11 protein-coding genes and 2 rRNA genes (1 of these 13 cut by a window edge) are annotated in these 13,501 nt (G+C 55.8%); 12 read left to right on the top strand and 1 reads right to left on the bottom strand.

Features of this window, described 5'->3' with window-relative positions:
• From FAES_RS25970 to FAES_RS25950, 5 genes are all read left to right on the top strand, one after another.
• Positions 1-1,986: ribosomal RNA gene (locus FAES_RS25970) — 23S ribosomal RNA — on the top strand (it extends 866 nt beyond the left edge of the window).
• A gap of 119 nt (positions 1,987-2,105) precedes the next feature.
• Positions 2,106-2,216, top strand: a 5S ribosomal RNA gene (gene rrf, locus FAES_RS25965).
• A 150-nt stretch (positions 2,217-2,366) separates the two neighbouring features.
• Entirely contained in the window at positions 2,367-3,152 is a 786-nt protein-coding gene (locus tag FAES_RS25960; protein WP_015334177.1) for an outer membrane beta-barrel protein, read from the top strand.
• 7 nt (positions 3,153-3,159) lie between these two features.
• On the top strand, positions 3,160-4,659 hold the full coding sequence (gene glpK / locus FAES_RS25955; RefSeq protein ID WP_015334176.1) for a glycerol kinase GlpK: 1,500 nt from the start codon (positions 3,160-3,162) through the stop codon (positions 4,657-4,659).
• A 48-nt stretch (positions 4,660-4,707) separates the two neighbouring features.
• Entirely contained in the window at positions 4,708-6,366 is a 1,659-nt protein-coding gene (locus FAES_RS25950; RefSeq protein ID WP_015334175.1) for a GMC family oxidoreductase, read from the top strand.
• 120 nt (positions 6,367-6,486) lie between these two features.
• Here the strand turns inward: FAES_RS25950 and FAES_RS25945 are convergent, their stop codons facing one another.
• Entirely contained in the window at positions 6,487-6,723 is a 237-nt protein-coding gene (locus tag FAES_RS25945) for a hypothetical protein (RefSeq protein ID WP_015334174.1), read from the bottom strand.
• Between the two features lie 737 nt (positions 6,724-7,460).
• On the opposite strand from FAES_RS25945, the gene FAES_RS25935 reads away from it, so the two are divergent.
• From FAES_RS25935 to FAES_RS25905, 7 genes are all read left to right on the top strand, one after another.
• Positions 7,461-7,979, top strand: coding sequence for an NADH-quinone oxidoreductase subunit B (locus tag FAES_RS25935; protein WP_015334173.1), 519 nt, complete (start codon positions 7,461-7,463; stop codon positions 7,977-7,979).
• 112 nt (positions 7,980-8,091) lie between these two features.
• Positions 8,092-9,045, top strand: coding sequence for a D-2-hydroxyacid dehydrogenase (locus FAES_RS25930; RefSeq protein WP_015334172.1), 954 nt, complete (start codon positions 8,092-8,094; stop codon positions 9,043-9,045).
• Between the two features lie 39 nt (positions 9,046-9,084).
• Positions 9,085-10,131, top strand: a complete 1,047-nt coding sequence (locus FAES_RS25925; RefSeq protein ID WP_015334171.1) for a galactitol-1-phosphate 5-dehydrogenase — start codon at positions 9,085-9,087, stop codon at positions 10,129-10,131.
• A gap of 117 nt (positions 10,132-10,248) precedes the next feature.
• Positions 10,249-11,082 carry a carboxylating nicotinate-nucleotide diphosphorylase gene (nadC, locus tag FAES_RS25920; protein WP_015334170.1) on the top strand — a complete coding sequence of 278 codons (834 nt, stop codon included), beginning with the start codon at positions 10,249-10,251 and terminating at the stop codon, positions 11,080-11,082.
• Between the two features lie 105 nt (positions 11,083-11,187).
• Positions 11,188-11,847: a Uma2 family endonuclease gene (locus FAES_RS25915; protein WP_041258413.1), complete on the top strand. Its 660-nt coding sequence runs from the start codon at positions 11,188-11,190 to the stop codon at positions 11,845-11,847.
• A 62-nt stretch (positions 11,848-11,909) separates the two neighbouring features.
• The gene (nadA, locus tag FAES_RS25910; protein WP_015334168.1) at positions 11,910-12,911 is read left to right on the top strand and encodes a quinolinate synthase NadA; all 1,002 of its coding nucleotides are present in this window, start codon (positions 11,910-11,912) and stop codon (positions 12,909-12,911) included.
• 61 nt (positions 12,912-12,972) lie between these two features.
• Positions 12,973-13,500, top strand: a complete 528-nt coding sequence (locus FAES_RS25905; protein WP_015334167.1) for a hypothetical protein — start codon at positions 12,973-12,975, stop codon at positions 13,498-13,500.
• Position 13,501: the final 1 nt, after the last annotated feature.

Raw genomic sequence — 13,501 nt, 5'->3', positions numbered from 1 at the left:
GAACAGCGTCTTGTGTTACCTCGCCAGAGGTAGAGCTACCGATTGGATGCGGGGGTGTCATAGCCTACCAACTTGAGTCGAACTCCGAATGCTGGCGAGGGTGCAGGGCAGTGAGGGGCAGGGTGCTAAGGTCCTGCTCCGAGAGGGGAACAACCCAGACCATCCGCTAAGGTCCCCAAGTGTGTGCTAAGTTGAACAAAGGTGGTCCGGCTGCCGAGACAGCCAGGAGGTTAGCTTGGAAGCAGCTATTCCTTTAAAGAGTGCGTAACAGCTCACTGGTCGAGCGGGGCGGGCATCGATAATAAACGGGCATCAAGCACATCACCGAAGCGGTGGATCGATACTACACACGTGTAGTGTCTGATGGTAGGAGAGCATACGACAACCGGCGAAGTTGGGGCGTGAGCCCTGGTGGAGGGTGTCGTAGAGCAAATGTAGGCATAAGTAACGAGAAGACAGGTGGGAACCCTGTCCGCCGAAAGACCAAGGGTTTCCGGGCGACGGCAGTCAACCCGGAGTTAGTCGGGACCTAATGGCTTAGCGACAGCGAAGGTCAGATGGACAACTGGTTAATAGTCCAGTACTACCCGCTGATGCCAATCACTGACAAATTGATGGAGTCCACACGTCCTGCGGGAATAGGGCGTCACAGCGGCGGCTTCGGCCAAAGCGAGGGGGCGAAGTTGGTTTCAAGAAAAGGTGGTGAAGCGTCAGTCAGTGGGTACCCGTACCGCAAACCGACACAGGTGGTTGGGGTGAATAACCTAAGGCGCACGAGAGAATCATGGCCAAGGAACTCGGCAAGATAACCCTGTAACTTCGGGAGAAGGGGGGCCTACCCTCGCAAGAGGGAGGTTGCAGAGCAAAGGCCCAGGCGACTGTTTACCAAAAACACAGGACTCTGCCAAATCGAGAGATGACGCATAGGGTCTGACACCTGCCCGGTGCTGGAAGGTTAAGGGGGGATGTTAGGGGCAACCCGACGCATTGAACTGAAGCCCCAGTAAACGGCGGCCGTAACTATAACGGTCCTAAGGTAGCGAAATTCCTTGTCGGGTAAGTTCCGACCTGCACGAATGGTGTAACGATCTGGGCACTGTCTCAGCCATGAGCTCGGTGAAATTGTAGTAGCGGTGAAGATGCCGCTTACCCGCCACGGGACGGAAAGACCCCGTGCACCTTTACTATAGCTTAACATGGATCGCTGGTCTGGCATGTGTAGGATAGGCGGGAGGCGTTGAATCGGTGTCGCCAGGCATCGTGGAGCCACCCTTGAAATACCGCCCTTTTCAGACTGGCGGTCTAACCCCTAATCGGGGGACAGTGTTTGGTGGGTAGTTTGACTGGGGTGGTCGCCTCCGAAAGGGTAACGGAGGCTTCCCAAGGTTTGCTCAGGCCGGACGGTAATCGGTCGGGGAGTGCAATAGCAGAAGCAAGCTTGACAGTGAGGCAAACAGGCCGATCTGGTGCGAAAGCAGGGTATAGTGATCCGGTGGTACTGCATGGGTGGGCCATCGCTCAAAGGATAAAAGGTACGCCGGGGATAACAGGCTGATCTCCCCCAAGAGCTCACATCGACGGGGAGGTTTGGCACCTCGATGTCGGCTCGTCACATCCTGGGGCTGGAGAAGGTTCCAAGGGTTCGGCTGTTCGCCGATTAAAGTGGCACGCGAGCTGGGTTCAGAACGTCGTGAGACAGTTCGGTCCCTATCTGTGGTGGGCGTGGGATGATTGCGGGGATCTGACCTTAGTACGAGAGGACCGGGTTGGACGCACCGCTGGCGGATCGGTTGTCGTGCCCGCGGCACGGCCGAGTAGCTACGTGCGGAACGGATAAGCGCTGAAGGCATCTAAGTGCGAAACCGACCTCAAGATGAGTCATCTGTTAATAAAGGCTGTGGGAGACGACCACGTGGATAGGCGGCAGGTGGAGGTGTGGAGACACATGGAGCCGAGCCGTACTAATGAGCCTGAAAGGTTGACCGCTGATCAGTTGTAGATCAATGCTTGCCAGCACATTGTGTGTAAACTCTCTTCTCGATTGGTGAACGAACGAAACGATATTGATCGCGCCAATAAATTGGTGGGATCAGACGAGTAAGGAGGTTGGTAACGACGGGCGGGTGAACACCTTTTCCCATTCCGAACAGAGCCGTTAAGCCCCGCACTGCCGATGGTACTGGAGTCGAATCCGGGAGAGTAGGCGGTCGCCACCTCTGAAACAGCGAGAGCCGTGTTCCACCAGGAGCACGGCTTTTTGCATATATGCACAATACCCCTACAGCGATCAATTCATAGATAGATAGTACTACTTACGTTACAATCAGTATTTTTCAGCTACTCTAACCAATATTGATAAGCTGAAAATGAAGAGTTTATACATACTGTTTCTACTTTCTTTATGTAATATATCTGTAGTTGATGGCCAAGGGCTAGCTTTTAAATGGAAAGAAGCTATTGGCGACTGGCACATCGGTGTTAATTTGTCGACAACCCGGTACTGCGGCGATTTGAGCGAACGGTATGGCTTCAATCACCTGCAGTTAGGATGGGCAGCTGAAGGCCATCTTCGGTATCGCGTTAGCGAAAGGTTTTGTGTACGCACGGATATTGGCTTTTACAGCTTACGGGGCGATCAGCAATACACAAAAAACAGGACCAACTACCTGCGTTTTACCACGACAAACCCATCGGTTATAGCTGGCTTGCAGTGGAACGTACGATCTATCGAGTACAATCAACACAACATACCCCACTTCTGGGTTGGTGCAGGCGCTACTTATCTAAATCCCAGAGCAGATTACAACGGTACAACCTACAGCTTGCCAGCTTTGCAAACGGAAAAAGTAGCTTACAATCGCATTGCAGGTCAGTTTGTACTAGGAGGCGGCATGCCTTTTACCCTGAACAAAAAATCACAGCTGAGGCTGGAGGCACGCTATACGTATATACTGAGCGATTACGTAGACGACGTGAGCGGTACATACGCAGACAAGAGTGGTAGCCCCGCTTTGGATCAGGTTCTGGCTGATCGTCGTCGTGAGTATGGGCTGACGCCAAACGCAGTTGGTGGGCAACGTGGTAATCCGTTACGTAATGATGGTTATTTTGCGCTCACGCTTCAGTACGCAGTGAAGCGATCAACTCCCTAAACCACTTATGGCTTCGTACGTCGTCGCTATTGATCAGGGTACATCGAGTACCCGCTGTATAATCGTAAACCGAAAAGGCGAGATTGTCTCGGTTGCGCAAAAAGAACACGCCCAAATCTACCCGAAGCCTGGTTGGGTGGAACATGACCCAACGGAAATATGGCGGAACACACTCGAAGTCATTGCCAAGGCGCGGATTAAACTCGGGCTGACGACTAAAGACGTTGTGGCAGTCGGCATTACCAATCAGCGTGAGACCACGGTTGTCTGGAACAAGCATACCGGCAAGCCTTATCATAATGCCCTGGTCTGGCAAGACGTGCGGACGGAAGACATGATTGCCGAAATGGCCGGCGATAGCGGACTCGATCGATTCCGGGCCAAGACGGGTCTACCGTTGGCGACCTATTTCAGTGGCCTTAAGATCCGTTGGCTGCTGGACAACGTACCTGGACTACGGCAGGAGGCCGAGCAGGGAAATGCGCTGTTTGGCAATATCGATAGCTTTCTGATCTGGAATCTGACGGGCGGCGCAAAAGGTGGCCAACACGTGACCGACGTGACGAACGCCAGCCGTACGCAGCTGATGAACCTGGAAACCCTCGCTTGGGACGAGGAGCTGTTAGCCGCATTCAACGTACCTGCGACCATGATGCCCGGCATTCGCCCGAGCAGCGGTCTGTTCGGCACGATTACGTCTGAAGTAATGCCGGGCGTGCCTATCACCGGCGTGCTGGGCGATCAGCAGGCGGCATTGGTTGGCCAAACCTGCTTTGAGCCGGGACAGGCCAAGAATACGTATGGCACGGGCTGCTTCTTGCTGATGAATACAGGCACACAGATTCGCCCGTCGACTTGCGGCTTGCTCACAACCGTTGCCTACCAGTTTGGCAACGAAGCGCCGCGTTATGCGCTGGAAGGCGGCGTAGCTATATCGGGAGCGCTGGTGCAATGGCTGCGCGATAACCTGGGTCTGATCAAAACGAGTGCCGATGTGCAAACGCTGGCGGCTGAAGTGCCTGATAACGGCGGTGCTTACATTGTCCCTGCTTTTTCGGGCCTGTACGCCCCCTATTGGCGGGCCGATGCACGCGGCGTGATCGTTGGCCTGACGCGCTTCGTTACCAAACAGCATATTGCCCGGGCCGTGCTGGAAGCCACGGCCTTCCAGACCTACGACTTGCTGGCGGCTATGCAGAAAGATGCCGCCGTCGAGTTAGTGTCATTGCGGGTCGATGGCGGTATGGTGGTAAACGATCTGCTCATGCAGTTCCAGGCAGATGTTAACAACGTACCTGTGGTGAGGCCCAGCGTGACCGAAACCACTGCCGTCGGAGCAGCCTATGCAGCCGGTTTGGCCGTCGGCTATTGGGCGTCGATCGATGATTTGTCGGCCAACTGGGGCATCGAGGCGACGTTCAAACCCGCGATGGCTGCCGAAAAGCGAAGTAAACTGCTTCACCAATGGGCTAAAGCCGTACAACGTTCGCTCGATTGGGCCGACTGACGTTTTTTTGGTAAATTCCTGAAAGAATAGCACAAATTCAGGAACGATATGGGCTTCGATTACATCATCATTGGTGCAGGGTCGGCGGGCTGTGTACTGGCCAACCGGTTGTCGGTAGATCCGGCTATTTCGGTATTGTTGCTCGAAGCAGGAGCCCCCGACCGAAAAATGGAGATCCACATACCGGCGGCCTACAGCAAACTCAATCGGTCATCGGTCGATTGGGCGTATTGGAGCGAGCCACAAGCCAACGTCGACAACCGGCGCATGTTTCTGCCGCGTGGCAAAACGCTGGGGGGCAGCAGCTCGACCAACGCGATGGCGTATGTTCGGGGCAACCGGGCTGATTACGACGCCTGGGCCGCCGCTGGTAACGAGGGATGGGCTTATGAGGACGTATTGCCTTACTTTATCCGATCAGAAGCCAACGAACAGCTTAGTCAGTTGGATGCCCGCTACCACGGTGGTGACGGGCCGCTGAATGTGACCTACGCCACTCGGTTTAAAACGCCCCTGGCCGATGCCTTCGTAGCAGCTTGTAAACAAACGGGTCTTCCTGAAAATCACGACTTTAATGGCGCCGAGCAGGAAGGGGCAGGGTTGTTTCAGTTTACCATCAAAGACGGGAAACGGCACAGCACTGCCGCCGCTTTTCTGAAGCCTGTCCTGAATCGACCCAACCTGACTGTTCGGACGCAGGCGCATACGCAACGGGTCATCATACGCGATGGCCGGGCGGTAGGCGTCGAGGTAACGACGGGGCGTAGCAACACCGAAACGATCATGGCCAACCGGGAAGTGCTACTGGCGGCGGGATCGTTTAATTCGCCGCAGTTGCTGATGCTGTCGGGTGTTGGGCCGCGTGATGAGCTGCGTCGGCATGGTATCGACGTACGGCACGATTTGCCGGGCGTGGGCCAAAACCTATGCGACCATCTGTTTGTGGGCGTTAGCGCCTTGGCTAATCAACTGGTAGGAACCAATCACTGGCTGAGTCCGCTCAATCAGGTACGTGGCTTTTGGCAGTACCTGACGGCCGGCAAAGGGCCATTTACCATCAGCCCCCTCGAAGCTAACGCTTTCTTGCGGACAACGCCTGACCAAGCTATACCCGATTTGCAGCTGCATTTTGCGCCAGTTCATATCGGCGATGGTTACAAACCCGATTTTTACGACTCAGCAACGTACCCAAAGGCGGAGGATGGCTGGTCGATTCTCCCCACGCTGCTCCACCCAACTAGCCGTGGGTACGTTGGCCTACGGTCGGCCAACCCGATGGACGAGCCCGTCATTCAACCCAATTTCTTATCGACCGCCGCCGATCAGCAACTACTGCTGACGGGGGTGAAGAAGGCGCTGGAGATCAATCAGGCTGCGGCGTTTGGGCCCTGGCGCAAGCGGACATTGATTCCGGCCGAAAATGCGTCTGACGAAGAACTGATGAGCCACATCCGCCGAATTGTCGAGACCGTCTACCACCCTGTCAGTACGTGCCGAATGGGAACCGACGAAGGCGCCGTAGTGGATGCGCAACTGCGCGTGCGGGGGATCGAGGGGCTGCGCGTCGTCGATGCATCGGTGATGCCGACAATCGTATCGGGTAATACCAACGCGCCGGTTATTATGATTGCCGAAAAAGCGGCTGACTTAATTTTAGGCAACGTACCTGCTCAGAAAAGACAACACCTAACGACACCTGTTTCGTAATAGGAGGTGCTACGTAAATGGTCCTGTATTTTATTGATTTTACACCCATTGATTATGGTATGAAATCAATAAAATACAGGACCATTTTTTTTGTGCTGAACAGCCTGGTAAATACTGATGTCAATGCACCGATAATGTCTTCCTGACGAGTTCCTTGCGCACCTTATCGGCGGCGGCCAGATCGCTCAGCGTGATGTGCATGCGCTTTCTCAGCGTGGGCGACGTCTCAAGCATTTCACTGGCTATCTGAATCAGCATGGCCGCTGTAGCCATTCCGTCTGCTTTGTGCCGCCTGGCAGGCGCCCCCAGCGGCGTGGTGCTGTGCACAGCCGGATCAAACAGATTAATCGATTTCATTAGGTAGTTGTTTGTTGTTTACTGCTTAATTAATTAACAAAAAGAGTGCCTTTTTAATTGCATATAAATCAGGTTTGCTATTGGTAATTTTTGTACTGCTGCGGCGCTTTTAATCAGTATAGTTTGATAGCAAAAATCGATGAGGATACTTAGTTTGATTGGCCTGTTCGTGGCCCTTTTTGTGCCGGCTTACGCCCAGACTGAGCTGCCGCAGATAGACGTAGCAACCGACAGCCTGAAGCGGTATCGGGTTACAATCAGGTTGCTGTCTGGCAAGAAACGAGAGGGCCTTCTATGGGCAGTAACCGATTCAACATTGCTCTACATTGCCAACACCCGGGCAGAGCGGTTAGCCTATAGGTCGGGGGTTCAACCTGTACCGGATACGGTCCGGGCAACGGCCATTAAACGAATCGCTTTACGGCGGAGAGGGTACTTCGCATATGTTGCCGGGCCCGGTGTAGGGGTGGCGACGCTATTGTTTCTGTTGACCTGGTATAACCCGACGCCCACGTTTGGCGCTCTGTTCGGCAAACTGATAATTGGTGGTGTAGTCGCTCCGTTACTGGCCGTCGGTTCAATCGCACAGGGCTTGCTTCCGCCCGTACGCAAGCCGATATGGGGCAGCAAAAAGCGCTTTAGGCAAGCGGCGGCCAGGCTCGATCGCTATTCCATCAGACACCAAATTCAGCGGGCTTCGCTCCGAACTGCTACCCAGCACTAACTGTTGCTCTGATATGAATGCCCCAGCGCCCTCTACCCAAAAAGCTGCCGATCCCGGCGTGATGTTCCTGACCAGCGAAGAACTGCTCAACTGGTCGAGGGCGTCGTCTTTATGGCCACTTACCTTCGGTTTGGCCTGTTGCGCCATCGAAATGATGCAGGCGATGTCGGCCAGTTATGATCTGGAGCGATTCGGTATTTTTCCGCGCCCCAGTCCCCGGCAAGCCGACATTATGATCGTATCGGGTACGGTCACTTACAAAATGGCCGACCGGATTCGGCGTCTCTACGAGCAGATGGCCGAACCCCGTTATGTGATTTCGATGGGGTCGTGCGCTAACTGCGGTGGTCCCTACTGGCAACACGGGTACCACGTCGTGAAAGGCGTTGACCGCATCATTCCGGTGGATGTATACGTACCCGGTTGCCCGCCCCGCCCCGAGGCGCTGATCGACGGGTTTATCAAGCTACAGGAGAAGATAAAGCACGAACAACTAAACCGCCCGGCCGTTTCACCGCCTGATAACGGTTAACGGGCTGTCGATCGGGTAAGGTAGCCGGCGGCGTTATGCTGGACAGCGGACCGCTCCATCAGGGCGGGCGCTGAGGTGAGTAGACCTCGCCTTGCCTGTTTCTTCGTACCCTATGACCATTGTGTTTCTCGACGCCCGCACGGTAGGGCCCGAACCCGATCTGAGCCAGTTCAACCAATTGGCCGCTTCCACCGACGGCACGTTTGTAACGTACCCGGAAACGGCCCCCGACCAAACCGCCGAACGCCTCCGCGACGCCGAGGTGGTGATTACCAACAAAGTGCGGATCACCCGCGAGGTGATGGACGCCTGCCCTCGCCTCAAGCTGATCTGTGTGGCCGCCACGGGTACCAACAACGTCGACATGGCGGCGGCGCAGGAACGGCAGATTCCGGTGAAAAACGTCGCGGGCTATTCGACCCACAGCGTCGCGCAGGTGACGTTCACGCTGCTGCTGTCGCTGCTCAATTCGCCGCATTACTACGATCAGTACGTGAAATCGGGCGAATACAGCCGCGAGACCATCTTCACGCACCTGGGCCGCCCATTCTGGGAGTTGGCCGGGAAACGGTTTGGCATCATCGGGCTGGGGGCGATCGGGCGGCAGGTCGCGCAGATTGCCGTGGCGTTTGGCGGCGAGGTGGTGTACTTCTCAGCTTCGGGCCAGACGTATGACGACGTACCGTATCAGGCCGTATCGCTCGACGAACTGCTGGGTACGTCGGATGTCTTGTCGGTACACGCGCCCTTGACCGACAAGACCAATAACCTGCTGACGTACGCCCAACTGAGCAAGATGAAGCCGTCGGCGCTGTTGCTGGGGCTGAGCCGGGGCGGCATGATTAACGAAGCCGACCTGGCCCGCGCCCTCGATGAAGGCAAACTGGCCGGGGCGGGGATGGACGTGTTCGGGCAGGAACCGCCCGCCGCCAACCATCCGTACCTGACAATGACCCACCCCGAACGGCTGGTGCTGGCCCCGCACATCGCCTGGAGTAGCTTGGAAGCCCGCCAGCGGTTGATGGATGGGGTGGCCGAAAACATACGTGAATTTCTAAACCTATAAGGTCTCCAAGACCTTATAGGTTTTACAACACAGACGCTTATGAAAGCCCTCGTATTAACCCAATACAACGAATTTGATCTGCAAGACTTGCCCCGCCCGCAACCCGGCCCCGACGAGGTGCTGATTCGGGTGCAGGCGGTTGGTATCTGTGGCTCCGACGTGCACGGTATGGACGGTAGCACGGGCCGACGGGTGCCGCCCATCGTGATGGGTCACGAAGCATCAGGCATTATCGCGGAAGTGGGTCCGCAGGTACGTGGCTGGTCGGTTGGCGACCGTGTCACCTTCGATTCGACGGTGTATAAACTCGACGACTGGTACAGCCGCCGGGGGATGTATAATCTCTCCGATGGTCGCGAGGTGGTGGGCGTGTCGACCGGAACGCCGGACCGGCCCGGTTTTAAGCGAAACGGTGCCTTTGCCGAATACGTGGTGGTGCCGCAGCATATTCTGTATGCCATTCCCGAGGGGGTGAGCTTCACGCAGGCCGCGCTGGTTGAGCCGGTGGCGGTGGCCCTGCACGCCCTCAGCGTAACGCCCATTCAGGTCAATGACACGGCGGTGGTGGTCGGCGCGGGGATGATCGGGCTGTTTGTGATTCAGGCGCTGAAGCTGGCCGGTTGCGGGCAGATCATCGCCATCGACCTCGCCGACGAACGTCTCGAACTGGCCCAGAAACTGGGTGCCACGCACACGCTTCGTGCCGATGCGGGCAACGTACCCGATCAGGTACGCGGGCTCACGCACGGTCGCGGGGCCGATATCTCGTTTGAGGTCGTGGGTATTAGTCCGGCGGTGCAAACGGCCATTGCCTGCGTTCGGCGGGGCGGCACGGTCACGCTCGTTGGCAACCTCAGTCCAACCATCGAGATTCCGTTACAGACCATCGTGACGGGGCAGATACGCTTGCAGGGCTCCTGTGCCATCAACGGTGAATACGAAGCCGCGCTCGATCTGATCGCCAGTGGCCGCATCGACGTGATGGCCATTCTCAGTGCCGAAGCGCCGCTCGCCGAAGGTGCCGACTGGTTTCGGCGCCTGTACGACAAAGAGAAGGGGTTGATAAAGGTGGTGTTAAAGCCGTAGATTTGGGGAAACCAAAGAGTGAAAAAGATAAAGAGCGAAAGAGTGAAGGCTTGGCCTGGGTACGTTCTGTAGCAACGCTCACTCGTTCGCTCTTTATCTCGTTCACTCTTTCATTCCATGACACTCACTGAATTTATCCGCCTGGCGCTGGCAGAAGATGTCGGCGACGGCGACCACACCTCACTCAGTACCATTCCGGCCGATGCGCAGAAACGCGCCCGCCTGCTGGTGAAAGAAGCCGGTATCCTGGCGGGCGTGGAGGTCGCGCAGGCCATCTTCCATGAAGTCGACCCGGCGTTTCAGGTCGATGTGCTGATGACCGACGGCTCACCCATCAAACCCGGCGATATCGTGCTGACGGTGGCTGGCAACGCCCGCAACATTCTGACCGCCGAACGGCTGGTACTCAACTGCATGCAACGCATGAGCGGCATCGCCACCCACACGAGGCAGATGGTCAATGTGCTGGAAGGCACCCGCTGCAAACTGCTCGACACCCGCAAAACCACGCCCAATTTCCGCATCTGCGAAAAGATGGCCGTGAAAATCGGTGGTGGGGTCAATCACCGCTTCGGGCTCTACGACATGATCCTGATCAAAGACAACCACGTCGATTATGCCGGAAGCCTGACCAAAGCCGTACAGCAGGCGGTGCAATATCTGGCCGATACGGGCCGTAACCTGCCTATCGAGGTAGAAGTGCGCAACCGCGCCGAAGTGGAGGAAGCCCTCGCCGTAGGGCACCTGACCCGCATGCTGCTGGATAACTTCGCCCCGGCCGATTTGCGCGATATGGTACGCCTCATCAACGGGCGTGTGATCACCGAGGCGTCGGGCGGCATCAACATGGACAACCTACGCGCCTACGCTGAAACCGGCGTCGACTATATCTCGTCGGGTGCCCTGACCCACCACGTCAAAAGCCTGGACCTGAGCCTGAAAGCTTTTTGAATGTATACTGAACAATGCACGATGTACAATAAGTGATAGAGCATGGCTGAGCGGAGCCATTATTCATTGTACATTGTTCAGTATACATTAACACCAAGTGCCACCATGACCGAACTGGCTGCTCAATTACTGGAATCATCGCAGGCACCCAAGATTATTCAGCAGGTGCAGGCGATTTTGCACGAAGAACAGAACCGCCGACGGGCGTTCTACGAATGGATGGACGAGGATATGAAAACCGAGTTTATCAACGGCGAAATCGTTGTGCATTCACCGGCGTTAGATAAGCACAATCTGGTTGTTATGCATCTGGGTACGTTGCTAAATGTGTTTGTCAGTGCGCATAACCTTGGCGCAGTCCGGGTTGAGAAGGCTTTAGTCGAGCTAAGTCGTAATAGTTATGAGCCCGACATCTGCTATTTCGGCCCAGAAAAGGCGGCGTCTATAGCCCCCGACTCGCTGTATTACCCAGCTCCCGATCTGGTTGTGGAAGTGCTGTCGGAAAGCAAGAAAAAGAACGACCGGGAAGTAAAGTTTGAAGATTACGCAGCCCACGGCGTAGCGGAGTATTGGATCATCGACCCAACACGGCAGACGGTCGAAACCTTCTCGATCGACGCCGATACGGAAGCCTACGCCGCTACGGGTACGTTCCGGGTGAGTCAGTCGGTAAGCAGTGCCGTGTTGTCGGAATTCGCCATTCCGGTCAAGTCACTTTTTGATAACACCGCCAATGTAATGGCGTTACGTGCGTTGTTGAGCTGAAGCCAACAGCTGCCGCTCGTCATTGTTCATCATACAATATTCATTTTATAGTCGTCAGCACCATGACAATGCCACTCACTATTGAAGAGGAAGTTCGCCAGATCGGGTACGTTAGCCGGTCGGCACCGAGAGATAAACAGGAACTGATGGACGGTATCCGGCGGATGAAGCAGGAAAAAAACGCCGTCATTCTGGCGCACTATTACGTCGACGAAGACATTCAGGACCTGGCCGATTTCGTCGGGGATAGCCTGGGCCTGAGTCAGCAGGCAGCCGCGACCGACGCCGACATTATCGTGTTTTGCGGGGTACACTTCATGGGCGAAACCGCCAAGATTCTGTCGCCCGACAAGAAAGTGATCATCCCCGACATGAACGCGGGCTGCTCGCTGGCCGACTCGGCTCCCGCCGATAAGTTTGCCGCCTTCAAAGCGCAGTACCCTGACCATATCGTGCTGTCGTACATCAACTGTTCGGCCGAGATCAAGGCGCTGTCCGACATCATCGTTACGTCGTCCAACGCGCTGAAAATCGTGCAGAGTCTGCCTGCCGATCAGAAAATCATCTTCGCACCCGACGCCAACCTGGGTCGGTTTGTATCGAAGAAGACGGGTCGCGATATGGTGCTGTGGGATGGCGCCTGCATCGTGCACATCGACATTTCGCTGGAAAAATTGAACGACCTGCGGGCTAAGTATCCCAACGCCAAGTTCATCGCCCACCCCGAGTGCCAGGAGCACATCCTGATCCACGCCGACTTTGTGGGCTCGACCACGGCACTGCTGAACTATGTAGTCGAGCAGCCTGAAACGGAGTTTATCGTGGGTACCGAAGCCGGTATTCTGCACAAGATGCGGCAGGCGGTTCCGAACAAGAAGATCATCCCGGCCCCGGCCAATGAAAATAACACCTGCGCCTGCTCGGAGTGCCCGTACATGAAGATGAACACGCTCGAAAAGCTGTACAACACGCTGTACTACGAACTGCCCGAAATCCACGTACCGGAAGAGGTGCGCGTAAAAGCCGAAGCCTCGGTGCTGCGCATGTTGGAAATGAGTAAGTGAGCTATAGCTTACCCCAAACCTATAAGGTTTTAGAAACCTTATAGGTTTTCTAGTTGACTGTATGAAAGGACTCATTCGGCTGTGCTACCAGAAACGGATCGACGCGGCGTCGACAAAGCCGTGGGATAAGGCGGTGTTCGACGACACGCACCAGGAGTTCTACATGCAGGCGCAGCAGTATGACCCGGCGGGGCAATATCCCACGTTCCGAGAGTTGCTGGCCAACGTACCCAACGCCGAGCAACTGCATTACCTGACGAGCCGGGTGGCAGTGGGTTACCTGCGCCAGTTGGAGCAAATCATGCCCGACGTAGTCAACGCTTTCGGAAAGCCGTGCCTGCCGTTTACGAACTTCAAATTCGAGATCGTAGCCTCGCATGTGACGCAGAAAGAGGCGCACCAGATCGCTATTTACTTTTATAGTGATCCGCTCACCTGGTTTGATACCGTGGCCGACCAACTGCTGCTCGCCATTGGCGACAAACGCGCCGACTGGCAGGCGGGCAGCGACATCAGCACCGAACTAATTGCCCTGCCGCCGACCACTAGTATCTGGTCGTTTCAACCCTACCGTCCCGAGCTCCACTGAT

The organism is Fibrella aestuarina BUZ 2, assembly GCF_000331105.1.
Taxonomy (GTDB): Bacteria; Bacteroidota; Bacteroidia; order Cytophagales; family Spirosomataceae; genus Fibrella; species Fibrella aestuarina.
Note: the sequence above shows the minus strand (reverse complement) of the source record. Positions and strands in the feature narration are given on the sequence as shown.